The 23,400-nt window shown below is 66.3% G+C and carries 20 protein-coding genes; 9 read left to right on the forward strand and 11 right to left on the reverse strand.

The features are described from left to right. The first annotated feature begins 843 nt into the window (after positions 1-843). From WC815_16115 to WC815_16135, 5 genes are all read left to right on the forward strand, one after another. On the forward strand, positions 844-1,230 hold the full coding sequence (locus WC815_16115) for a hypothetical protein (GenBank protein ID MFA5910307.1): 387 nt from the start codon (positions 844-846) through the stop codon (positions 1,228-1,230). A 12-nt stretch (positions 1,231-1,242) separates the two neighbouring features. Next, the gene (cas1, locus tag WC815_16120; protein MFA5910308.1) at positions 1,243-3,603 is read left to right on the forward strand and encodes a CRISPR-associated endonuclease Cas1; all 2,361 of its coding nucleotides are present in this window, start codon (positions 1,243-1,245) and stop codon (positions 3,601-3,603) included. A gap of 223 nt (positions 3,604-3,826) precedes the next feature. Continuing rightward, a complete protein-coding gene (locus WC815_16125; GenBank protein ID MFA5910309.1) occupies positions 3,827-4,468 on the forward strand; it encodes a hypothetical protein in 642 nt (213 codons plus the stop codon). 66 nt (positions 4,469-4,534) lie between these two features. After that, a complete protein-coding gene (locus tag WC815_16130) occupies positions 4,535-4,732 on the forward strand; it encodes a hypothetical protein (protein ID MFA5910310.1) in 198 nt (65 codons plus the stop codon). Further along, a complete protein-coding gene (locus WC815_16135) occupies positions 4,720-5,010 on the forward strand; it encodes a type II toxin-antitoxin system RelE/ParE family toxin (GenBank protein ID MFA5910311.1) in 291 nt (96 codons plus the stop codon). Before WC815_16130 ends, WC815_16135 begins: the two co-directional genes overlap by 13 nt. Before the next feature lie 432 nt (positions 5,011-5,442). Here WC815_16135 and WC815_16140 read toward each other — a convergent pair whose 3' ends face one another. Further along, positions 5,443-7,248, reverse strand: a complete 1,806-nt coding sequence (locus WC815_16140) for a VWA domain-containing protein (GenBank protein MFA5910312.1) — start codon at positions 7,246-7,248, stop codon at positions 5,443-5,445. A gap of 192 nt (positions 7,249-7,440) precedes the next feature. Between WC815_16140 and WC815_16145 the strand changes: the two genes are divergently transcribed. Beyond that, positions 7,441-8,343, forward strand: a complete 903-nt coding sequence (locus WC815_16145; GenBank protein MFA5910313.1) for a PfkB family carbohydrate kinase — start codon at positions 7,441-7,443, stop codon at positions 8,341-8,343. Here WC815_16145 and WC815_16150 read toward each other — a convergent pair. From WC815_16150 to WC815_16160, 3 genes are read right to left on the reverse strand one after another with little or no spacing between them, the layout of a single operon-like run. Then, entirely contained in the window at positions 8,315-9,997 is a 1,683-nt protein-coding gene (locus WC815_16150; protein ID MFA5910314.1) for an alkaline phosphatase family protein, read from the reverse strand. The genes WC815_16145 and WC815_16150 overlap by 29 nt on opposite strands. A 6-nt stretch (positions 9,998-10,003) precedes the next feature. After that, positions 10,004-10,546, reverse strand: a complete 543-nt coding sequence (locus WC815_16155; GenBank protein MFA5910315.1) for a YaeQ family protein — start codon at positions 10,544-10,546, stop codon at positions 10,004-10,006. Positions 10,547-10,549: 3 nt separating this feature from the next. Next, entirely contained in the window at positions 10,550-10,747 is a 198-nt protein-coding gene (locus tag WC815_16160; protein MFA5910316.1) for a hypothetical protein, read from the reverse strand. A 66-nt stretch (positions 10,748-10,813) separates the two neighbouring features. On the opposite strand from WC815_16160, the gene WC815_16165 reads away from it, so the two are divergent. Beyond that, positions 10,814-11,695: a hypothetical protein gene (locus tag WC815_16165; protein MFA5910317.1), complete on the forward strand. Its 882-nt coding sequence runs from the start codon at positions 10,814-10,816 to the stop codon at positions 11,693-11,695. Positions 11,696-11,712: 17 nt separating this feature from the next. On the opposite strand, the gene WC815_16170 is transcribed toward WC815_16165, so the two are convergent. After that, positions 11,713-13,191: a CRTAC1 family protein gene (locus WC815_16170; protein MFA5910318.1), complete on the reverse strand. Its 1,479-nt coding sequence runs from the start codon at positions 13,189-13,191 to the stop codon at positions 11,713-11,715. 56 nt (positions 13,192-13,247) lie between these two features. After that, positions 13,248-13,679, reverse strand: coding sequence for a GxxExxY protein (locus WC815_16175; GenBank protein MFA5910319.1), 432 nt, complete (start codon positions 13,677-13,679; stop codon positions 13,248-13,250). Between the two features lie 190 nt (positions 13,680-13,869). Between WC815_16175 and WC815_16180 the strand changes: the two genes are divergently transcribed. Then, positions 13,870-14,004: a hypothetical protein gene (locus WC815_16180; GenBank protein MFA5910320.1), complete on the forward strand. Its 135-nt coding sequence runs from the start codon at positions 13,870-13,872 to the stop codon at positions 14,002-14,004. Between the two features lie 20 nt (positions 14,005-14,024). Continuing rightward, positions 14,025-15,581 (forward strand): amidase family protein, encoded by a 1,557-nt coding sequence (locus WC815_16185; protein MFA5910321.1) that lies wholly within the window; start codon positions 14,025-14,027, stop codon positions 15,579-15,581. A gap of 47 nt (positions 15,582-15,628) precedes the next feature. Here the strand turns inward: WC815_16185 and msrB are convergent, their stop codons facing one another. The 5 genes from msrB to WC815_16210 form a co-directional block, all read right to left on the reverse strand. Further along, a complete protein-coding gene (gene msrB, locus WC815_16190) occupies positions 15,629-16,120 on the reverse strand; it encodes a peptide-methionine (R)-S-oxide reductase MsrB (protein MFA5910322.1) in 492 nt (163 codons plus the stop codon). Next, entirely contained in the window at positions 16,117-17,379 is a 1,263-nt protein-coding gene (locus tag WC815_16195; GenBank protein ID MFA5910323.1) for a hypothetical protein, read from the reverse strand. Before WC815_16195 ends, msrB begins: the two co-directional genes overlap by 4 nt. Positions 17,380-17,590: 211 nt before the next feature. Further along, a complete protein-coding gene (locus WC815_16200; protein ID MFA5910324.1) occupies positions 17,591-19,969 on the reverse strand; it encodes an ABC transporter permease in 2,379 nt (792 codons plus the stop codon). 94 nt (positions 19,970-20,063) lie between these two features. Continuing rightward, on the reverse strand, positions 20,064-21,506 hold the full coding sequence (locus WC815_16205) for a serine hydrolase domain-containing protein (protein MFA5910325.1): 1,443 nt from the start codon (positions 21,504-21,506) through the stop codon (positions 20,064-20,066). After that, positions 21,503-23,371, reverse strand: a complete 1,869-nt coding sequence (locus WC815_16210) for an amidohydrolase family protein (GenBank protein MFA5910326.1) — start codon at positions 23,369-23,371, stop codon at positions 21,503-21,505. Before WC815_16210 ends, WC815_16205 begins: the two co-directional genes overlap by 4 nt. Positions 23,372-23,400: the final 29 nt, after the last annotated feature.

A 23,400-nucleotide genomic window follows, 5' to 3' on the forward strand; every position in this document is an offset into this window, starting at 1 on the left:
GCGCGCAAGTAGGACCGGGGTTGTGGAGGGTAGAGAACAGTGGCGCCTATCGAAGAGATCCCGAGTGACACCGGGAGATGTCAGAGCGTCAGACGTTCACAGGAGCTAAGGAGGCCAGGAGAATCACGTCGCCTTCGGCGTCCCGCGGGCGACATAAGGACCATTACCAGACGCAAAGCAAATCCTACTCCCATTTTGGCGGGTAGCCGAGTTTTCCTTGAAATCTAGTGGCCTCGAAAGCAACGGTGATCCTGCCATCGCTGACGGCTCGCGAACAACCTTCTAAGTCCAACAGTCCAAAGCCCTTTCACACCCTTGCCGGCCGCATTGTCTGCCCTCTGCGCCCGAGCCCTCGCATGATCTCTGGTCTATCCTCGATCCTGGGTCGAAAGTGCCCCGCGCGCATTGACCTCGTCATGGATTTCGAGATCGTGCCCGCGCCTCCCCAGGGGGTCGGCGAACGCATCAAGGGCAGGCTACTTGTCCGCGCTCCCCATCTTGAAGACGCCTGTCATGGCAGGCTAGGATTGTTACGGGACGAGTCCCGGCAGGAGCTGAGGGCGGTTGGGCGCATGGGTCGTCCGTCGCCGGTCAACTTTTCCCTGGTTGCGGGTGTTGTGGAGTCGACATCACAATAGTCTTCAGGGCCTTGGTCTTCTGGAGATGTGGTAGTCCCTTCCCTATACCGCGAACCCCAAACGCCCGCCCGCGACTGATCATCGCGGCAAGCCCTCAGTTCCGCTTTCTCCATTCGTCGCGCGCGTTCCGCCCCTGCGGCATGTCGCGCATCAGTGAAGGATCCGCGAGTTCCACTACCAGGCTTCGCACCCTTGGAGCGGAGCCATGTTCGATTCGGCCTTCGACCGCACACTCTCATACCGTCTCTCAGCCGCCTACGATTGTTGGGGCAACCGCCGCTCGCTGAGGCGCGGCACGCGGAACGGAATCTGGTTCATCGATGCCAGTGCCATCGACCAGCCGGCGACCGAGGCACAACCGGTTGATCCGGATCCAGCCCGCGAGCGTGGCCTGAGGGAACTCCAATCATCGGGCCGCTTCACGACGCTCGAACTCGCTACCCTGCACTCATTGATCATCGAACGCGCGACGATCGCCGAGATCGCAGAACGGCACGGGTGCAGTCGCCAAGCCGTGATCGCGCGGCTGGTCGGAAACTCGCGCGGCCAGGGCGGCATTCTGAAGAAGGCCCAAGCGCTACTTCGACGGTGAACCCTTATCGGGATGATCAAGGCGACCTCCGCAGCGCCGGCGATGAACCATCGAAGCTGGTTCATCGACCAGATGGCTGACGAACACATGCTGCGCGAAGCGTGGTACCGCGTGCAGCGTGGTGGAAAAACCGGGGGCATCGACGGGATGACCGTCGATGCGTTCCGCCCCGATGTCGAACGGCGCCTGGCGCAGTTGGGCCAGGCGCTGAACACCGACACCTACGTGCCGTCACCGGTCAAACGGGTGCAGATCCCGAAACCGTCTGGCGGCTGGCGCACACTGGGCCTGCCGACGATCGGCGATCGCATCGCACAAACCGCGGCGGCCCTCGTCCTCCACGAGCGCATCGGCGCTCTCTTCTCGGATCGCAGCTTCGCCTATCGTCCCTTCCTTGGACCTCGCCGCGCCGCGCTCTACCTCCGCAGCCGCCTGGCGTCCGCGCGCTGGGTGGTCACCGCCGACATCGAGAAGTTCTTCGACAACGTCGACCACCGCATCATGGCGGACCAGCTCCGAACAACCGGCATGGACGACGCGGGAGTACGGCTGATCCTGAAGTGGTTGACAGCGCCGGCCCACGATGGCAACCAGCGGTACCAGCCAATCAAGGGCCTCCCGCAAGGATCACCCGTCGCACCCATCCTCGCGAACCTGTACCTCACCGGCTTCGACACGACGCTGGAGGCGGAAGGGTTTGCCCACATCCGCTACGCCGACGACTTCGTGGTGCTCGCTGGCGACGAAGCCGAGGCGCGCCGCGCCCTTGGTTACGTGTCTGCCTATCTCGGCTCGCGCCTCCGTCTCGCGATTAAGCCCGCGAAGACCCAGATCGCCGAGGCCAACGAAGGCTTCACCTTCGTCGGTTTTCGCTTTGCCCGGGACACGTGGACCATCCCGGGCGAATCGCTGGCGCGCTTCCAGGAGGGAGTGGAGGCAATTCTCGCGCAGCCCGACCGACACGCGCTGATGAAGGTGGCGAAGTCCCACAACGACCTCGTCCGAGGCTGGCGAAACTACTACCACGGTAATTCCGGCGAGATGGACCGCCAACTCGCCGAACTGGACGCCTGGCGGGTGTGCCAGTGCCGGGCCCACCTGACCCGGTGCGAGCAGGATCCGGATGGCGCCGTCGTGTGGTTCGAGCGGCTCGTCGAAGAGATCAACGAGGTTGCGCCACCGGACACGTACTCGCACCACGAGGAGACAGCCAGCGGCCCACCTGACCTGCCACCTGACGATCTCGACCGGTGGCGGCAGGGCGAGGGGCAACATGGTGAGCAGACAACGCGCGGCGGCGTGTTCGCGAGCACGCGGCAACTTCACGATGCCGCCATCGGCCGCCAGCAGCTGCCAGCGATCGCCGATGACGGCTGGCTCCGCGTTCCCACCTTTGGCAGCTTCGTGGCGAAATCGGCGGCCCTCCTCGTCGTCCGGCGAAAGAAGCAGGTGATCTTCGAGTGCCCGTTCGACGATGTGTCGTGCCTCACCATCGAAGCGAGCGGCGTGGCGCTCTCCACCGTCGTGATCGAGGAGTGCGCGCGCCGCGGGATTCCCGTGGCCGTTTGCCGTCTGTCTGGAAAGCCGGTCGCCCGCATCCTGCCGGCGCGATCACCGCTGGATGCCACGATGGTTCGCAGGCAGTTCGCCGCCAGTTCGGGGAGATCGGGAACGCGGTTGGTTCAGGCCATTCTCGCGGCGAAGCTGTCGAATCAGCGTGCGCTGTTGCTCTACCACAGCAAGTACAGGGGGAGGAGCGTCGCGGTCAGAAGGCGTCTGCTCGAATCGGCCGGCACGATTGCGGAGTGCGCGCGCCAGATCGCGCTCCTGTCGGACGTGCCGATGCGAGATGCGAGGCGGCCGTTGTTTCTCGCTGAAGCCGGGGCCGCCGCTTACTACTGGCAGGCCTTCGCCTGCCTCGTTCCACCCGGGCTCGGGTTCAAGGGCCGTCTTCATCGTGAGGCGGACGACGTGGTGAACAAGGCCCTGAACTACGGCTATGCCCTCCTGCTCAGCCGGGTCTGGGTGGCCGTTCACCGGGCCGGCATGGAGCCGACCCTTGGCCTTCTGCACACGGGCCGGCGACGGTCTGCCGGCCTTGTGTTCGACTTGATGGAGCCATTCCGCCAGCCGGTTGTGGACAAGGCGGTGCTTGGCCTGATCGGGCGCGGCGCCAGGCTGGAATTGAATGAGAAGCGGGAGTTGACGCTCCGTACCCGCGCTCTGCTTCAGGGAGCGATCGCGCGCCGTCTCGACCGTGGGCGGAACAGCGCGTCCGGAGGTCTGCTCCACGACATTCATCGCGGCACTCTCGGTTTTCGGCGGGCGCTCAGCGACGGCACCGCGTATCAGCCCTATCGAATGACATGGTGAATACCCTCGTACTCTATGACGTCGCCACCCGACGGAGTCGCGCGCGGCTCGAGGCGCTGCTTCGCCAGCATGGATTCATGTGGCTGTTCCCTAACGCCCGCTGGTCGGAGCGCCCGTTCGCACGGCATGACCGGCTGGCGCTACGAGTACGCGCCTGCCTCCGCACTGAGGCCTACCGGGTCGTGTTCATCCAGATCTCGGCAAAGGAAAGGACACAAGCTCTATGGCTGACCTCAACCAAGCCTCGATAGTCGACGTTCGCGTCGTCGCGCTCTATCCGGGCAAGATCACCCGGCTGGCGGGTTGCCCTGGCGTACGGTTCCGCAGCCGGAAACAGGCGCAGTGCACCCTCGTGCCGTGCAGGATCGATGCACTCGACGGCCGCTCAGTGGCCACGCCGGAGTATCCGATTCCTGAAGGTACGCCGGCCCCGAAGTACCGACTGCAGTTCGAGACGACGCGGGTGCCGGTGGAAGACCGCAGGATTCTATGTGTCGTGCTCTCGGCCGAACCGGAGGACTGGAAGGCGGACCCAGAGCAAACGCTGCTGTCCCCCATCTTCGACGATGGGCATCGGATGATCTTCGAGTTCCGTCGCGCCCACATCCTTCGTGTCGATCGGCGGGGCAACCTTGAAACGCGGCTGGTCGCTGTCGACCCCGTCCGCGGCGTCGTCGGCACCAAGACTATTCACCGATTCGACACGCGACTCACAGGCTTGGCCACGCGATGCACCGAACATCTGGCGGGCGCAATCGATCTCTTTCCGATGCGCGACAGGGAGCCGCTCGCGCAACGGCCGCAGGTTCCGGAGGGAGAGGCCAATCTGTCGTTCGAGCCGGGCCGGCGAGCACGACTGAACTAAGAACTCCTTATCTCGCGACGCATTCGACGCTGTTGCGCACACGCTCCACGACGCTACAATGTCGCTATGAGCGGACAGGCGGCAACCCCCAAGGCCCAGATGATCGAGCTCATCGACAAGCAGCCCGATGACAGTTCTTACGATGAATTGCTTCGAGAACTGGCGTTCGCTCGAATGGTCGACCGCGGGCTCGCGGACTCCGACGCTGGTCGGACGGTTTCCCACGACGCGATGAAGCGGACGATCGAGTCGTGGCGGAAATAGCCTGGACAGCTGAAGCACAGCGCTGGTTGAAGGACATTCACGAGTATATCGCCACCGACAATCCGGACGCGGCTCACCGCACCGTCAGCGCCATCCACGAACGGGCCCAGATCCTGCTGACCTTCCCTCAGGTGGGTCATCGGTACCGTGACGATCGTGACATTCGGATTCTGCTCTACGGTCATTACCGCATCGCCTACCTCATCAAGCCAAACCGCGACATCGACGTGCTCGGCGTGTTTCACGGTTCGCTCGAGATTGAACGATATCTGACCTGAGCCGATCCTCACGGTTTACGTGCGCCTCGGCGAGGGGGTAGCTTGGCCAATGGTGATTTCATCGAAGCCCTCTTGGTCCCGGAATGCACTTGAGTTCCGTCATCCGCTGGATGAATGCAGCCACAGATTCGACGCAGATGAGACGCCGATTGAGAACCGGGCGCGCTCCGCCGTTGACAGCGGGCCCGAGCGGCTGCTGATGGCCGCTGTCTCGTGGTTGGACGCCCTGGTTCCGGTGGCGTCCTCGGACCCCCGGCTCATCGGCGTGAATCGGCGTAAATCGGTGGCTGTATCTGTGGCACGCGCGCCACTATCCGACACGTCGCGTACGACATGGTCACGCACGGGGCGACGTCAACCGAAGTGAACTGCGGGAGTGGGCTTGTCTTTTCGTTACGTCTTGATCCCTTCATCTCCTGTGAAGAGTGGTCCCTATCTCGCCACCCGAAACGCCACCCACTGCTCCGCGGAGTGCTCGCCCGACAAGGCCGTGACGCGAAGGATGTAGGTGCCGTTGCCCAGGCTCGACACCGGCAGCAGCAGGCGGAGCCGGCCGTTCGTCAGGGGCGGCGCCTCGAGGGCGCGCAGCACGCCGCCCATCGAGTTGAGCAACTCCACCTTGACCTGGGGCGCCTCGCCGGCCGGCGCCGCGCACTCGATCTCCACGAGCACGCGCTCGGTGGCCCCGAAACGGGTCGCGGCCGTCGGCGACGGCGCCGGGTTGGCCTCGATGGCGCGCAGTTCGATCATGTTGCGCGCGCGCAGGAAGCGCGGCGTGGCCAGCACGATCGGGTTCTTCGACAGGTCGGGCACCACCTGCGTCTGCACCCAGCGGTCGATGGTCTCGCCCGCCGCCGTCAGCGAGGTGAAGCGGAGGCGCTGGCGGCCGGCCGGCAACTGGAACTGCGCCATCAACGGCAGCTCCCCGGGCGCGCCGCCAATCACCTGCGCCGGCATCACCTCCTTGCCCGCATCGTCCACGGGCAGGATCTCCAGGCGCGCGGGCTTGTCGGCGACCGCCGGGCCGGGCGCCGCTTCCCACGTGAACGTGAGGCGGGTGTGATCGCCGTCGCCCTTGGACACGCCGGTCCACACGTTCACGGCCCTCGTCGACGACGAATCGGCAATGGCCGCCAGCGCGGTGTTGAGCGCGGTGTTCACTGGCGTGGCCGCCGCTTCGGCCGCGGCGGTCAACTCCTTCTCGCTCGCCGCCCAGTAGCCGCGCCGCGCGGTGACCTTCACGCCACGGCGCTTCACGCGGACCTTGATCTCGTGGAACTTGCCGTCGTTGGTCCGGCGCGTGGGCGTGTAGCCGACCAGGTAGTAGGCGCTGGCGTCGGCCACCACGCCGGCCAGCTGGCGCTCGGGATCGTTGGTGTTGACGATGGCGCGGCCGCCGGTGTCGTAGGCGATGCGGCGCAGGATGTCGTCGCCGCCGAAGCCGACGCTGCCCAGCGGCCGGGGATCGATCACGTGAATGGTGACGTTGCCGCGGTTGGCGGCCTCCATCGCCTCCTTCAGCACATGGTCGTTCGGGCTGCCCAGCCGCACCGGCGGGCCCTGGCTGAAGAAGAGGATCGACTTGCGGCCCTCGCGCAGCCCGCCCAGCTGCGTGGCCAGCGCGCCCAGCGCGGAGAGCGTGACGCCGGCCCGCAGCTCCATCCAGTTGCGTTGAGACATCTGGGCCTCTTCCACGGGACTCTTCACCGGGAAGATCTCGCCGCGGCGGCCTTCGAAGTTGCGGACGCGGCCCAGCAGCTCGGCCTTCGACCGCGTGTATTTCAGGTCGCGCAGGCTCTCGAGCGGCTCCATGATCACGGCGAGGTCGTTGGGCCCCAGCTGGTTGATGAAGGACGTGATCGCGTCGCGCAACGGCAGCGTAATCTCTGGCCGCTTGTCGATGTGGTAGTCGTCCAGGAAGATGCCGAACAGCCGCACGTCCTCGCGCGCGGCCTCGAGCTGCGCGTGCTCGCGCGACCGGATCTGCAGCGGCTCGTTCAGGTCTGACGTGCGCGCGCCGTCGACGCGCACGAACTTGATGGTCTCGACGACCTGGGGCACGTCGTCTTCGGTGACCTCGAAGTCCGACAGTTGCAGGTCGGCCACCGGCTCGTCGCCACGCACGGTGGCGGTCACGTCGACGCGGACCAGGTCCGTGCCGGCACGGAAGATGGGTTGCTGCGTCGGTTGCTCGACGGCCGGTTTCGGTTCCTGGCCGTGCGCTCCGCCTCCGATCAAGCAGGCAACGATCACGCAGTAGGGCCTGGCACGGTTACCTGCAAAACGACGCAAGTCCTGCACCCGTGGCAAGAATTGCGACCATTTCGATGTAACCGTGCCGGGCCCCATAGCTGCATCCTATACTGGCAACCAATGTCCGCTGGAAAGACTTGGGCCTGCCCGCCGGAGCCTCGGCGAAGGTGGGATGTCGTGGGGATTGGCGCCAACTCCGTTGACTACGTGTACCGCCTGCCCGCCGCGCCACGCGCCGACAGCCCCACCGCCAAGTTGCGCATCAGCAGCCACTCGGTGTCGTGCGGCGGGCAGATGGCCACCGCATTGGCGGCCTGTGCCGGGCTCGGGCTCAGGACCGCCTACGTCGGCGCCGTCGGGACCGACGACAACGGCCGCCGCATCCGGCAGGAACTGCGCGGCCGCGGCATTGATCTGTCGCACCTGGTGACGCGCGAGGCGGCCAACCAGTTTGCCGTGATCACCGTCGATGAGCGCACGGGCGAGCGGGTCGTGCTGTGGGATCGCGACGATCGGCTGCTGCTGAAGCCGGACGAGGTCCCCGCGGCGCTGATCGCCTCGGCCCGGCTGGTCCACGTGGACGATGTGGATGAAGGCGCGGCGATTCGCGCGGCCAGCCTCGCGCGTGAGGCCGGGGTGCCGGCCACGAGCGACCTCGACCGCGTGACCGATCGCACGCCGGAACTGGTGGCCGCGGTCAGCATCCCGATTTTCGCCGAGCACGTGCTGCCGGCGATCACCGGCGAGGCCGACCACGAACGCGCCCTCTACAAGCTGCGCGAGACGCACACCGGCATCCTGTGCGTAACGCTCGGCCCGCGTGGGTCGATGCTGCTGGTTGGTGACGAACTCTGTTACGAGCCCGGGGTCGAGGTGGACGCCGTTGACACGACCGGCGCCGGCGATGTGTTCCGCGCGGGATTCATCTACGCGCTGCTCAACGGGGAGTCGCCCCACTTCATCCTGCGCTTCGCGAATGCCGCCGCCGCGCTGAGTTGCACACGTCCAGGCGCGCTCAACAGCGTGCCCTCTCTCGCAGACGTGGTGGCGTTCATGGACGGGGCGCGAGCGCTTCGGTAAGCACGCGGCCCATGGCTTCGGGCAGCGTGATGCCGGTGAGGAACGCGAGCGTGGGAGCCAGATCGATCGGCGCCGACGGCTGCAGGTACTCGCCCTTGTTGATGCCGTACCCGAACAGGATCACCGGCACGCGCGTGTCGTAGCGGTGGCCGGTCCCGTGCGTGCTCGTGCTCGACGAGGTGATCCAGTAGCTGCGGCCGAGCATCTTGATGTCGCCGCTGCGGCCGTCGTAGTGGCTGAGGGCCGACGGGCGCGTCAGCGGATCGACCATCGACAGCTCTTCCTTGCGATAGGCGCGCCACACCCCCTGCGTCTTGCGGATGGCATCCAGCACGGCGGTCATCGCCTTCGCGTTCTGCGTCAGCTTCAGGTAGACGCCATCGTTGAAGTAGATGTCGTTGTAGATCACTCGGGTTCGATAGTTGCCCGAACCCAACTCGCGAGTGAGCACCTCATCGATCACGCGCCCGACGACAACGGTATTGATGCGGCCGGCGTCGAAGCCCTGGGCCTTGACCCGCTCCGGCACGGGAGCCACCCCGTGGTCGGCGGTCAGTCCCACCACGTAGTTGCCCTTGCCGACATCGCGATCGAGTTTGTCGAGCAGCATGCCGAGCTCGCGATCCAGGTGGATCATCACGTCTTGCACTTCGTGCGAGTCCTGCCCGAAGTCGTGGCCGACCTTGTCGAGAGCCGAGAAGCTGATGCCGAGGTAGTCAGTGCCGGCGCCGCGACCGAGCTTGACGCCGTCGAGCGCCGCGCCGGCCAGGCCCGCGAGGTAGGCATCGGAATACGGACTCGACTCCCATGCGTCGGTGAACGCGCCGCCCACCTCGGTGCCATCCCCCTTCACGATATGCGGGAAGTCCTTGGTGACCAGGGCCGTACTCCGCCGCCCTTCCGGCGATCCGTCGTAGAGGTACATCTCCTTCGGCATGGAGCGGACCCACGGCCGCCCCATCTCGTTTCTCAGGGGATGCGCCGTGATGTAGTCGGCGAAGTACGGCACCGTCCCCTTCGCGAAGGCCGTGGAGGTCACCCATTCGCCGTTGGCTTCGTCCAGCCAGATCACCGCATCGGGACGATGGCCGCCGAGGTTAATGGCGGAGCGCGCCTTCAGCGAGATGCTCACCACGCGCGGCGCTGGCGAGCCCTGCAGCCGCATCTCGTCGGCGAGCGTCGTCGTCATCAGGTTCCGCGCGCTGTGGCCGACGCCCTTCACCGGAATGCCGTACGTGATCAGTTGCTGGTCGTCGTCATCCGTGCAGCTCACCAGGCGGCTGTTGTCGCGCTCCCACCATTGGTTGAGCACCATGCCGTGCACGGCGGGCACCGTGCCGGTGCTCATGCTGGCGTGACCGGCGCAGGTCACGGTGTTGTAGTACGGATAGTCGGCCTGCCGGAACCACGCGCCTTCGCTGACCAGCCGCTTCAGCCCCTTCGACCACTGGTGCTGAAAGCGATCGATGTAGTCGCCGCGCATCTGATCCACCGAGATCAGCACCACGAGTCGCGGACCCGCGCGAACCGCCGGTGGCGCCTGAACTTCGGACTGCCTGCCCTGAGCGAGCGCTGTGACGCGCGAGTCGAAGGGGGCGGTGGGACCGGAGAGGACCAGGAGGCCGATGAGGGCGGCGAAGGCGAATGATCTCATAGGGGCTCAGACAAAATGGTGCTCGCCAATGGTGGTCGTGAAGGTGCGGCCGTCCACGTCCAGATAGAGTTGCCGCTCCGTCACCGAGACTGCCACCTTCGCGCGACGGGCGATGGTAGCCGCGACCTCCTCGATAAATCCAGCGCCAAACTCATACACGGGGATTTCGGCGGCGCGGTGGATGCCCTGGCCGTTCAATTGCGCCAGCACCTGGCCCACGGCGCGATGGGTATACACCGCCACGCGCCCGGCCTTCTTGCTGCCGCGATGCAGGCGGTCCGCGCCCGGCATGCCGACTTCAATCCACGCCGTGAGCCGGCCGGTCAAGTCGCGGATCACCACGGCCGGCTCTTCGCCACCGGCCGCCACGCCCTCGGTAAAGGCAATGCCTTCGGCGTACTCGAGGCAATAGGCGAGATAGCGCGCCAGCATGTACTCCGGGGTTTCCGACGGCTGCCGCGCCATGCGAATCGCCAGCGTCTCGTAGACGCCGCGATCGATGTCGGCCAGTTCGGTGTCGAGGTTGAAAACGGTTGCGGTCAGGGCCATGCGTTACAGGGTGACGACGAACGGGGCGGCCATCAGCGCCGCGCCCACCGCCAGCGTCCAGAAGAAGCTGTCAATGAAGTAGGGAAACACGCACAGCAGCACGCCGGCCGCGAGCGCCACGGGGTTGTGGGCCTTGCGTCCGTACATGAAGTAACCCGAGCCGATGATGCCCAGGAAGATGGAGGCGATAAGCGTGTTCATGAAGGCGTGCGCAACGGCGCGTCTCCAGTATGGCCCGATCTGCTAGCATGCGCGCGGGTTGTGACAATGCAGTATCGCGCGGCTGCCGTCTTCGTCGCCCTGCTGGGCGTGGCTGCCGTCCGCCCGGCGGCGCAAGCGCCCACCCTTTCTGCCGTCCTGAAGAACGCGGCCGCCTACATGGCGGAATTTCAGCTGCAACTGTCGGGCATCGTGGCCGAAGAGACCTACGTGCAGGAGGCGAAACAACAAGGGTTGTTCAACCCGACGGGCGTTCTTCCGCGACGCATCCTCAAGTCGGACCTGCTGCTGGTCAAGCCGGACGGCGCTGATCGGTACGTCGAGTTCCGCGATGTCTTCGAAGTGGATGGCCAGCCGGTTCGTGAGCGGGAAGATCGCCTGACGCGACTCCTTCGCCAGCCGTGGTCGGCCGCCAGCAACCAGGTGGGCGCGATCATCGACGAGAGCGCGCGGTACAACATCGGCGGCATCCAGCGAAACGTGAACACGCCGGTACTGGCGCTGCAATTTCTCGACGCCGCGTTCCAAGTGCGATTCGAGTTCAAGCGGGCCACGAAGGAACGCGAGCAGCTCGATCCGAAGGGCGCGACGCCGGCCAAGCCCGAAGAGACCGGCGTCTTCCGGGTGTCCACCGAGATGTGGGCGGTGGAGTACCGCGAGCGGAAGAAGCCGACGATTATCCGCACCCCGGCCGGCCGGGACCTGCCGGCGCGCGGGCGCTTTTGGATCAATCCGAGCACCGGCGCGGTCCTGATCAGCGAGCTGGTGATCGAGGGCGGGGGCGTCAACGCCATCATCACGGTCAGCTATCAGTCGGAGCCGCTGATGGGGCTGCTGGTCCCGGTCGCGATGCACGAATCGTACGTCGCGGAACGCGAACGCGTGGTGGGCACCGCTACCTACGGAAGGTTCCGGCAAATCGGCCGGTAGCCGGCGACGGGTTGAGTCTAGCGAGGGACGCGAACCGTGACGGCCTTGCCGGGCGCGACACCCCGCTGCCACACGGGCACGCGACGGCCCCCGCGGGGCGCGATCACCTGCACGTCCACTCGAGACACACCCGCCGGCACGCCCACGTGCACGGGCATGTCGTTCTGCGCGTCGTAGCCGGAGCCGCTGTCCACCAGACGCGCGCCGACCAACCGGGTCGTCCCCGCCGCGAACACGCGCACCTCCGCGCCCGCGAGCGTGGCGTGTCCCTTATCGTCCAGCACACGAACATGCAGCCCGCGTTGCGCGTCGGCAGCCGGCAGCATGTTCCGCATCACCAGGTGCATGCCGTCGGTCCTGGATCCGGTGAGGGCAAGATCCAGATCGCCGTCCCCATCTACGTCGGCCCACTGCACGCCGTGATCCGCCTGCAACTTGCGGATCGACACCGGCGTGACGTCCACGAACGCGGAGCCGGTGTTGCGGAACAACGAATCCTGCCAGCTGGCGCCGCCGGTCACGGTGCCGTTCACATACAGATCGAGCCGGCCGTCGTGATCGAAGTCGGCGAACGCGCAGGCGTCGTAGCGGGAGTCGATGGCAATGCCCCACGCCGCACCGCGGTCCTCGAACACGCCCTTGCCGCGATTGCTGAAGAAGCCCAACGGCCCGTAGTTGGCCGCGAACAGGTCGAAGCGCCCGTCGTTGTCCACGTCGGGCGCGCAGACGCGGACCGTGCCACTGCCGGCGTGCTTCGGGCGCCGGCCGCCCCATGCCACGCTGGCCGCCTCGGCGACGTCGGTGAACTTCCCGCCGTCGTTGCGATACAAGCCGTTGGCATCGCCATCCATGTTGGCGTCGGCCAGGTCGAGGTCACCGTCTTCGTCGAAGTCGAACCACACCGCGCCCACCGTGCGACGGGCATCGGCGATGCCGAGCGAAGCCGCGACGTCGCTGAACTTGCCGGCGTCGTTGCGGTAGAGGGCGTTGGCGCGGTCGCGGTAGGCGACGAACAGATCCAGGTCGCCGTCGGCATCCACGTCAACCCACGCCGGCTGCCGGACGGCGCCGGTCGCCACCACGAGGCCGGTATCCTTCGTCACGTCAACGAACGCGCCGGTGTTGTTGCGATACACCTTCAACACCGAGGCGCCGGGGCTGGGCGTGAAGCCGACCAGCAGGTCGCTGTCGCCGTCGGCGTCGAAGTCCCCCCACGCCACCGCCCGCGTCGGCCGCGCATCGGCCACGCCGGTCGCGGCGGCCACGTCCACGAAGACGCCCTTGTCGTTGCGATACAGGCGGTTCGGCTTGCCGTCGAAGCCGACGAACAGGTCGAGGTCGCCGTCGTTGTCGAAGTCGGCGAACGCATTGGCGAACGCAGAGCCCGCGCCGAGCAGGTCGGGCTGCATCGGCTCGAACACAGGCTGCGCGCCCTGCGCCATCACCACTCCAGTGAAGAGCGCCGCCGTCACGAACATGCGAAGCCAAGTCTGCATGGGCCGCAGATTAACACCAGGGCCGCAGATTGCGCAGATGACACAGAGAACTATCTCTAGGTGCCAGGTGCCTGGTGATCGGTGCCAGGCGCCCAGCGCGGCTTGGTCAGCACGAAGCGCCGGTACTCCAATTTCGACAATCCGAAGTTGAGCAGGAGGCCACATTGATAGCCCGTTGATGCAAGGTAATTCAAGACCTGCGCATGCTCGGCTGGCCCAGTGCCGGACCCCGCCTTGACTTCTACCACCACGGAGTCGAAGCACACGAAGTCCATGCGATAGTGCCCTCGCAGTTGGTGATCCTTGTAGACAATATTGCACGGCACCTCCGCTGCGAACGGGACGTCCCGGAGGCCGAATTCGATCGCGAGCGCGTCGCGATAGAACAATTCCAGGAATCCCGATCCGAGCACGCGGTGCACTTCCATGGCGGCGCCGATGATGGCGAAGGTCCGGCTGTCTCTGGGTTCGAGTGGATTGGTCGTCATGCCGCCACATGACGCAATTCAGGTGCCGGAGCGTCCGGGACTCAGATCGCGCCGTTCTTCGTGATTTCCCGGCGTCCAGCCGACTGCAGCAGGCCGCGACGTTGCAGAAACCGCTCGCAATGTCGGCCACTCATCGCGCAGAAACTGCGACACACCGGCTGGGCCGTGTAGCGGCCCTCTCGTTCGAGCAATGGGTAACCTGCGGCCCTGGTTTGATATCGGCGTCATCGGCGTCATCTGCGGCCCCGGTTTTGATATCGGCGTCATCTGCGTCATCTGCGGCCCCGGTTTGACATCGGCGTCATCTGCGGCCCTGGTTGTCTGAATCGGCGTTATCATTTCGCCGTGAACAAGCGACTCATTGCAGTCTTCTTGGTGGTGTTGGCGACGGCGTTCCCGTCGGCCCAAACGCCATCGGCGTTCGATGTACACGAGACCACAATCGCCCAGATTCACTCTGCGTTCCAGGCGAAGCGGCTCACCTGCCGCGCGCTGGTCGAGCAGTATCTGCGGCGCATCGACGTCTTCGACAAGAACGGCCCCGCCGTCAACGCCATCATCCTCACCAATCCGGAGGCGCTGAAGCAGGCCGACGACCTGGATCGGCGGTTCGCCCAGGGCGGGCTCACCGGGCCGCTCCACTGCGTGCCCGCCATCGTGAAGGACAACTTCGAGACCATCGGCCTGCAGAGCGCGAACGGGTCGCTGTCGCTGGCCGGGTTCGTGTCCGACAAAGACGCCTTCCAGGTGGCGCGGATCAAGGCGGCCGGCGCCATCGTGATCGCCAAGTCGAACATGGCCGAGTGGGCGTTCACGCCAAACGAGACGTTGAGTTCGATCCTGCCCGGATACACGAAGAACCCGTATGCCCTCGACCGCGTCACCGCCGGATCGAGCGGCGGCACGGCGGCGTCGGTCGCCGCCAGCTTCGGCGCGATCGGCCTGGGCAGCGACACCGGCAACTCCATTCGCGGACCGGCATCTCACCAGGCGCTGGTGGGCATTCGGTCGACGATGGGGCTGACGAGCCGGGGCGGAGTGATGCCGCTCAACCTACTGGCCGACGTCGCGGGCCCGATGGCGCGCACGGTTGAAGACGCGGTCAAGGTGTTCCAGGTCGTGGTCGGAAGCGATCCGGCGGATCCCGTCACGGCATCAGCCGCTGCCCACCTGCCGCAGAACTACTCCGCCTCACTCGTCCGTGACGGGTTGAAGGGCGCGCGCATCGGCGTCCTGCGATTCGCCTACGAGCGTGAGTCGGCGGATCCCGAGATTGTCCAGGTGTTCATGCGCGCGGTCGATGACCTGCGCGCGCAGGGCGCCACCATCATCGACCCGGGCGTCGTCGATGGCCTCGATCAGATCAAGCGGCCGCAGGGTATGGGCTCGTGCGGCGGGTTCAAGTACGATATCAATCGCTACCTCGCGTCCCATGGTGATCGCGTGCCGGTCAAGAGCCTCACCGAGATCATCAAGTCTGGGAAGTTCCATCCAACAGTGCAACGCCGGCTGGAGCAGAACGAAGCCGGACCAGAGAACGGACCTGACACGCCGGAGTGCAAGGCCGACGCGCAGTATCGTCAGCAGGTGCGCGACGCCGTCACCAGGACCATGGACGCGCAGAAGCTGGATGCGTGGGTGTATCCGACGTGGAGCAACCCGCCGCGGCTGATCGGGGATCTGAACACTCCGGGCGGCGACAACAGCCAGTTCTTTTCGCCGACGACCGGGTTCCCGGCGATCCAGGTGCCGATGGGCTACACGCGGGGCGCGCGCCTGCCGGCCGGCATTACGTTCTTCGGCCGGGCCTGGTCGGAGCCGACGTTGATCAAGCTCGCCTACGCGTACGAACAGGCGACGCATCATCGCCGCGCGCCGGAGAGCACGCCGCCGCTGCGCTGAGGCGGGTCGGCAGCTCGGGGATGAAATAGTCCGGCTAAAGCCGGACGCTACAGGTCGGCGGCGGGATCGGCGAGCGTCGCGAGGGCGTCCACGTCGGTGAACTTCAGCGACTCCGAGTTCACGCAGTGCCGCTGGCCGGTCGGCTTCGGGCCGTCCGGGAAGACGTGCCCCAAATGGCAGTCACACCGCGCGCACAGGATCTCGGATCGCAGCATGCCGTAGCTGCGATCCGACTTGGTCGTGACGTTCTCTTCCGCAATCGGCTGGAAGAAACTGGGCCAGCCGGTCCCTGACTCGAACTTCGCGTTCGACGAGAACAGCGGCAGCCCGCAGCAGATGCAGGAATAGACACCGGCGCGCTTGTTGTCCAGCAGGGTGCCGCAGAACGGCCGTTCCGTGCCGTGCGCGCGCGCGACCGCGAACTGCTCGGGCGTAAGGATGTCCTGCCACTCGGCGTCTGATTTCTCGATGCGCGGAACGGACAACGGCCCCACGAGCTGGCCGTGGCGATTGAAGACAAATAACGGAACCTGCGTCATTTTTTCGGCCTGGGTAACAGCGCCACGGTGACGTCGGTCCACTTGGTGCGGCCCGACAACAACGGCGACTTATGTCCCAGTATCTCCTGTCCGAAGTACTCGCGCACCACGGTGCGCGTGACCTCGGCGGCGCGGGCCGGCGCCATGTCGCCGAAGGCGCCGCGCTCGCGGAGGGGTCCGCCCCAGTAGTTCATGTCCGTGAAGTCCACGTGCTTGGTGCCGGCCACATCCACGCGGTAGTACTTGGACGCCGCACGCCGGTAGATGATGTCGCTGGCCCCGGCCCGTCCTGGACGGCTCGAGTAGACCATCAGGAACGGCACTGGCAGCGGCGTGTCGATCATCGTGCCGTACTGCGGGATGCCGTCGAGGTTGAGGCCCGCCTTGCAACGGCGGTCTTCGACGCAGAACTGCCCCGTCGCCACGCCGCCCATCGAGTGGCCGGCGGCGCCGATCTTCCTGAGGTCGAGCCTCGCCGCAACGCGGCCGGCGACGCCGTCTTTCGGGAGCTGATCGAGCACGGCCCTGGTGTCGAGCACCCATCGCTTCACGGCGAGGTCGGTGTTCTTCAGCGTGGCCAGGTAACCGCGCAGCAGCGTTTCCCGCTCTGACTCCGTCTTCGCGGCGGTCACCTTCGCCATCGCGTCGTCTTCGGGTGTCCACTCGTTCAGCACCTCCATGATGCCCTGGTGCATGGCGCCCTTTGCGTTGAGAAAGGTGATCACCGTGCCATCAGCGAGCATCGCGCCGGTGGCCTCGTAGGGATGGACGATGTTGAGCACGACCCAGCCATGGCTGGCGAGATCCTCGACCAGCGCGGTGTGCGAGCTTGGCAGACCGGTGTAGCCGTGCTGGAAGAGGATTACCGGGAACTGCACCGGCGATGCCGCCGGCAGGGCATCGAGCACCGCGTGGGTCTTGACGGCGGCGAGCCCGTCGTAGGCGCCCCCCAGCTTCGCCAGCCGCGTGAAGCTCAGGACCTCTTCCATGCCGTCGCGCATGTAAGGCGCGGTCTTCCCCGCCGACGCCGAGGCCGCCGGATACCACGCGATCACTTCCACTTCGCGGGTCTTGCCCGGCTCGAACGACTCCGGGCGCGTCATGTCTCTCACGACCCAGCGCGTCGTGCCCACCGGAGATCGTCCGGTGGGCGCGGGCAACTCGAAGCTCGGCGGCTGCCGGCCGGAAATCGCCGACATCCAGAGCACGAGCCACAATCCGGTGAACACCGGGGCGCGCCAACGACTGAATGTGGTCATGGTTGCCCAGCTTCGAAGGATCACGCGAAGCTGGTCGGCATGGCGTACTTCCCGTCCATGGGGAAATCTTACACCCGTGCATGGCAGGCTACTCTTGCGAGCGCCATGCCGCGACGATTCATTCGGGTTTCGGCCTGCGGCCACTGGCAGGGTCGCAAGAACTGCCTGCACGCAGGCCGATGGCGCTGGCAGCAAATTGCCAGCCACGCTCCTACTCCGCGCGAAGCACGCTCATGGGATCCACGCGGCTCGCCTTGAGTGCGGGCAACGAGGATGCCAGCAGCGCGACCACGCCGAGCAGGCCGGTGGCCAACACGAATGTCAGCGGATCGCGCGCACTGGTTTGGAACAGCATCGACTCAATCGCTCGCGCTCCCCACAGCGCCAAGCCGAGGCCAGTCACGCAACCGATCGTGGCCAGCCGGAGACTCCGGCCGACGACCATCGACAGGATCTGCTGACGGGATGCGCCGAGCGCCACCCTGATCGCCAACTCGCGACGACGACGCGACACCCAGTACGCCGACACGCCGTACACCCCGATCGCCGCCAGCAGGGCGGCTGCGCCGGCGAAGGCGGTGGCCAACGTCAGGAAGAACCGCGGCCTCCCGATCGACTCGCCGATGCGCTCGTCCATCGTCGACGCATTCTGGATCGGCTGCCGGTCATCCAGCTCCCACACGCGTTGCTTCGCCATCTGCAAGTCGGCGGACCGGCTATCGGCCGACCGGATAATCAGAGAGAAGAAGCGATTGCGCTCCGTCGGCGAAAACGGCAGGTAGAACTCCATCCCGTCACCCATCGGATCGCTCGGCCCCATCTGCTTGACGTCGGCGACGACGCCGACCACGTTCCACCACGGTTGGCCGGCGTCCAAGCGGAACCGGCGTCCGACCGCCGAGAGGTTGCCCCACAGGCGCCGCGCGAGCACGTCGTTGATGATCACCGCGTCACTCGCCTCACCGGTCGCAAAGGTGCGGCCATTGAGAATCGGGATGCCCATGGTCTCAAAGTAGTCCGGCGCGACCCGAGAAAACGGCAGGCTGATGTTCGCGAAATCCGCCGGCATCGCGCCTTCGGCCTCGGGTTGGATCTCGAAGTAGAAGCCGCCGCCCCTGGGTGGCGAGCCGCCACTGATCGCCGCCCGGACTCCCGGGCGCTCGACCTTGCGTTCCAGCTCCTGCATGAACGCCAGCGATGAGCCCGGCTCGCCATCGCGCTGGCTTCGCAGCTGGAGGTCGAGAGCCGACAAGCGCCCGACATCGAACCCGGGGTCAACCTCGACCAGCCGCGAGAAGCTGCGAAGCATCAAACCCGAACCGGCGAGCAATACGAGCACCAGCGAGAGCTGGCCGGCCACCAGCGCGCCCTGCCACCAGTCGTCCCGCGCCCCAATCACGCCTTGGGCGCGTTGCTTGAGCACGTCGATCGCGTCCACCTGCGCGGTACGCCACGCCGGCAGCAGACCCACTACGACGCAGGTCAGCGACGATAGCGCGCCGGCAAAGACAAGCGCGCGCCAGTCGAGTTCGGTGGTGGCGCTCGTGAGGAAGGTCAATTGCGGCGGCGCCAACCGGAGGATCAGGGTCAACAATGTCCGCGCCAGCAAGAGGCCGCACAGGCAACCCGCGGCCGCCAGAAGCAGGCTCTCGACGAGCACAGAGCGCACCAGGGTGCCACGGCTCGCGCCCAGCGCGGTCATCAGCGCCAGCTCACCGCGACGCGTCATCGAGCGCACGAGCAGCAGGTTGGTCACATTCACGCAGGCAACCAACAGCACCAGCAACACTGCTCCAAACATCATGTACAGGGCCTGCCCTGCCTGACGTCCAAAGCGTTGCTGAAGAAGGAGGCCGGTGGTCAACCCCTGGCCTTTGCCGACGACGCCGCTTTCGCGAAAGCCCGGTGACAACGCTTGCAAGCGCTCGTCGACCTGGGCGCGGGAGACCCCAAGGGCGCGAACCGCCACTACCTGGACAGGGAGCCGCTTTGCCCCCGGCGACACGTCAAGGGGACGCCACATCTCGATATTGCCTTCGGGAAACCGAAAGTGCCGGGGCATGACGGCCACGACGCGGTGAGGCTGATCATCAACCGTGATCTCGCGACCCACAATCGTTGGGTCGGACCCGAACCGGCTTGCCCACAAGCGCTCGGCGAGGATCACCACTCCGCCGGCAGCCGCGTCTTCTTGGGTGAACAGGCGGCCGAGCAACGGCGCCGGCGCGAGCAGGGACATCAAGCCCGGCGAAATCCGCGGCGAGCCCACGATCGCAGGCTCGCCGCTACCGGTAATGTTGGCAGACCCGAACTGGTAGGCCTCGACCGCGGTGAAGAGTCCGGGTTGCTGGCGCACGGCCTGCACGACGGCGGTCGATCCGCCTGGCCGCGATCCCGAGTCGGTGACGGTCCAGATCTCCGACAACCGGTCGGCGTTCGGGAAGGGCAACGGATTGAGCAGCACCGCATCGACCACGGAGAACATCGCCGTGGTCGCGCCGATGCCGAGTGCCAGCGTCAGAACGACGAGGCCGGTGAACGCTGGTGCCCGACGAAGACTTCGCAGTGCCGCGCCAAGGTCTGAGATCATTCACGCCCCCGCAATGGTCCGGCTGAAGCCGGACGCTACTCGATGACGACACCAGCAGGATTTCCTCGCCTGTCGAAGCCTCGCGCCGTGTCAGTCATCGCCGGTTGAACAGGAACTCTTCAATCTTGCCGTCGGGCGCGCGATACATCAACGTGCGAATGGGCGTCGTCCCCGCGAGCAGGCGGACCGTGGACACCTCGAGGCCACCGCGTTCGCTAATCGGCCCGGCCTCGGCCTGGTTGACCTCGCCGGCGTCGATCAGCGATTTCGACATCATCGCCAGCCGCTCCGCGGTGAGGAAGGCGCTGTATTCGTCACTCAGCAACGCGCGATCGACCGAGCCCAATCGAATCTGGCGCAACATCTCGAGCGCCATGTCCCTGGCCGGCGGCCCGTTGACCTTGGGCGCGTCGGCCACCGGCATCAACTTCGCCAGCACCGCCTCCTGGATGGTGTCGAGCACGCCGGCGGCCCAGTCCGCGTTCGCCATCACGACCACCGCCGACCGCGTGGCGGGAATGAACGCGTTGCGCGCGCCGAAGCCACTGACGCCGCCACTGTGCGACACCACCAATACCGGCCCGCGGTCGCGGAGGGATTGTCCGCATCCGTAGGCGCTCGATCGCCCATCGGCCAGCGCTCTCGGCGTCGTCATGAACTTCCACGACGCCGGCTTCAGCACCTTGCCGTCGACCAGCGCGAGGTCCCACTTCATCAGGTCTTCCGGCGTGGACCATAGGCCGCCCGCGGCGCCAATCCACCCCTTGCCCTCGGGAATCGACGGCTCCGCCGCGCTGAGGCCGATGGGCGTGTAGCCCTCCGCCAGCCCCGGTTCGCCCCGCGTGGGTTCGTAGCGAGTGTGCGTCAAACCAAGGGGCCCCAGCAGCCGTTCCTGCAGCAACTCGCCGAACGGCTTGTGGCCTACCTTCGCGGTGACATAACCCAGCAGGAGGTAGCCGGTGTTGCTGTACGAGTAGCGCGTGCCGGGCGGAAAATCGAGCGGCTTGGTCGTGAAGGTGGTGAGCACCTTCACTTCTGGCCAATCCGTCGCCATCGGCCGATCGACGAAGTCCAGCGGGTAGTAGTCGCGGTAGCCGGACACGTGGTTGCCGAGATCGCGCAGCGTGATCTCGTTGGCGTGACCGAAGATGTCGCCATACTTCGAGACACGATCGTTGAAGGACAGCTTCCCTTCCTCTTCCAACTGCAGCGCGACCGAGCAGGTGAACTGCTTGGTCACCGAGCCGATGGCGAACAACGTCTCGGGCGTCACCGGCGCCTTGGTGCCGGTATTGGCGAGACCGTAACCCTTGGCGAGGATGACCTTCCCTTCCTGCATGACGCCGACATTGACGCCAATCGCGCGTTGCTCCTGCACGGTGCGGGCGATGAACGCATCAAGGTCGGCCGGGTCGAGAGACTTGAGTGCCGCCGGAGCCGGCGGCGCCGGTGGTGGCGACGACACGACGGGTTGTGGCGGTGCGGCGTTGCAGGCTGCGAGCGCTGCGAGCAACAGGGCACTGGCGAACGTTCTCATTTGGTTGATACCTCGTTGAGCGCCAGGGTTCCGCGCCAGGGTTTCTCGCCGTCGATCGTCACCACGATGGTGGCAACACCGGGCGCCGACGGGTCGTGGCGATCGACGACCACGGTGAACGCCCGCTCGTCCCCGTTCAGCACCGTGGCCACGCCGGTCAGGCTCGACCAGCCGTCGGCGGCCTGCAGCACGCCGAGCCGGGCCGCGGTCATCACTCGCGTCTTGTCCGGTGCCTCGATGGTGACCATGCCGATCGCCTGGCGCGCTCCCGCGCGTTGCGACACCGCCATCACGACGCGCGATCCGGACGACACGCCCTTCACCGCGAGCCGCCTTGCTCCCTGGTCCATCGGCCGGCTCGGCATGTTACCGGTCCGCAACAACGCGCGCCCTCCGCGCACGCCGGTGGCCCCGCCGTCACGCAGCGCCACGGCGCCGTTCACCAGGACATGCCGAATCCCCTCCGACGGCAGCGCCGGTTCCTCGTAGGTTGCGCGATCGATGACGGTGGCGGGATCGAAGGCGACGAGATCGGCGGCCATGCCCACGGCAAGGATCCCGCGATCGACCATGCCGATGGTCGCGGCCGGCAAGGCGGATGACTTCCGAATCGCTTCTTCCCACGACATGATCTGCTGCTCGCGCACGTAGCGGCCAAGCACCCGCGGGAACGACCCGTAGAAACGCGGATGCACCCGGGTGGCGGTCGAGGCGCCGCAGTCGCACGCCATCGAGGTCGCCGGGTGCTTGAGGATTTTCACCAGATCCGCTTCACTGCCAAACCGGAGGATGGCCCCTGGGTCGCCGGTCTCGAGAATGCGCAGGATGGTCTCGCCGGCGCCGGCGCCCATCTCCTTCATCACGGCGGTCAGCTCCTGCTGCGTCCGCGGGAGATACACGCCCTGCGGCCCGCCGAAGCGCGCGGCCATGGCCTGCTCCGACTCGGTGATGATCCGCGCCCGCAGCGCCGGATCCGCGAACCGCTGGATCATGGCATCGCGGCCGCCCTCTTGCGCCCAGCCGGGGATGATCAGCGAGCCAAGGCCGGACTGCCCAGCCAGATACGGATACGCGTCGGCGGCGGTGTAGGAGCCGCGCCGGGTGGCCTGATCCATCGAGGCGAGGATGGCGCCGGCCGTCCCCTGCTCGAGCCCCTGCGCCTTCATGTGCGTGACCACCGGGATCAGCCCTGACTTCTGCCCAATGGCCACGGTCTCGGCAATCCCCACCTTGGAACTGAAGTTCGATTCCGGCGTGATGCGATCGTGGTTGGTGAAGTTGGTGCGCGCGGTCCGCGCGACATCCACGATCTTGATCACTTCCTCGGTTCGCGCGAAGTAACCCGGCTTGTAGTCGAGCCCCGCCGACACGCCCCACGCGCCCTGGTCGAGGCCCGCCGTGATCAGCGCCCGCATCTGCAGGATGTCGTCGGGCGTCGGCCGCCGATCGGCGTTGCCGTTCACCTTCTGCCACGCCGCATTGAAGCCGATGTAGCCGCCGACGTTCACGGCCAGCCCGGCGGCGGTCAGCGTGCTCATCTGCTGTGCGACGTCGAGCGGACCGTTGCCGTCGGCGTTGAAGACCTCGGTGGTCACGCCCTGGGTGAGCATGTTCACGGCGGTGGGCAGCGCGTCCGGCGAGGCGTGACTGTGGATATTGATGAATCCAGGCGTCACGAACAGGCCGCGCGCCTCGATCTCGGTGGCCGCCTGCGCCGCGGCCAAATCACCAATCGCCACGATGAAGCCGTTGCGGATGCCGAGGTCGGCGTCGAAGCGCGGGTTGCCGGAGCCGTCGATGATGGTGCCGTGCCGGACGATGACGTCGAGGGCCGGCGCCGGGGTTTGCGCATGGCTCGCTGACACACAAGCAAGGCATGCAATCGCGATTCGGA

The sequence above is a fragment of the Vicinamibacterales bacterium genome (assembly GCA_041659285.1).
Classification (GTDB): domain Bacteria; phylum Acidobacteriota; class Vicinamibacteria; order Vicinamibacterales; family UBA2999; genus 12-FULL-67-14b.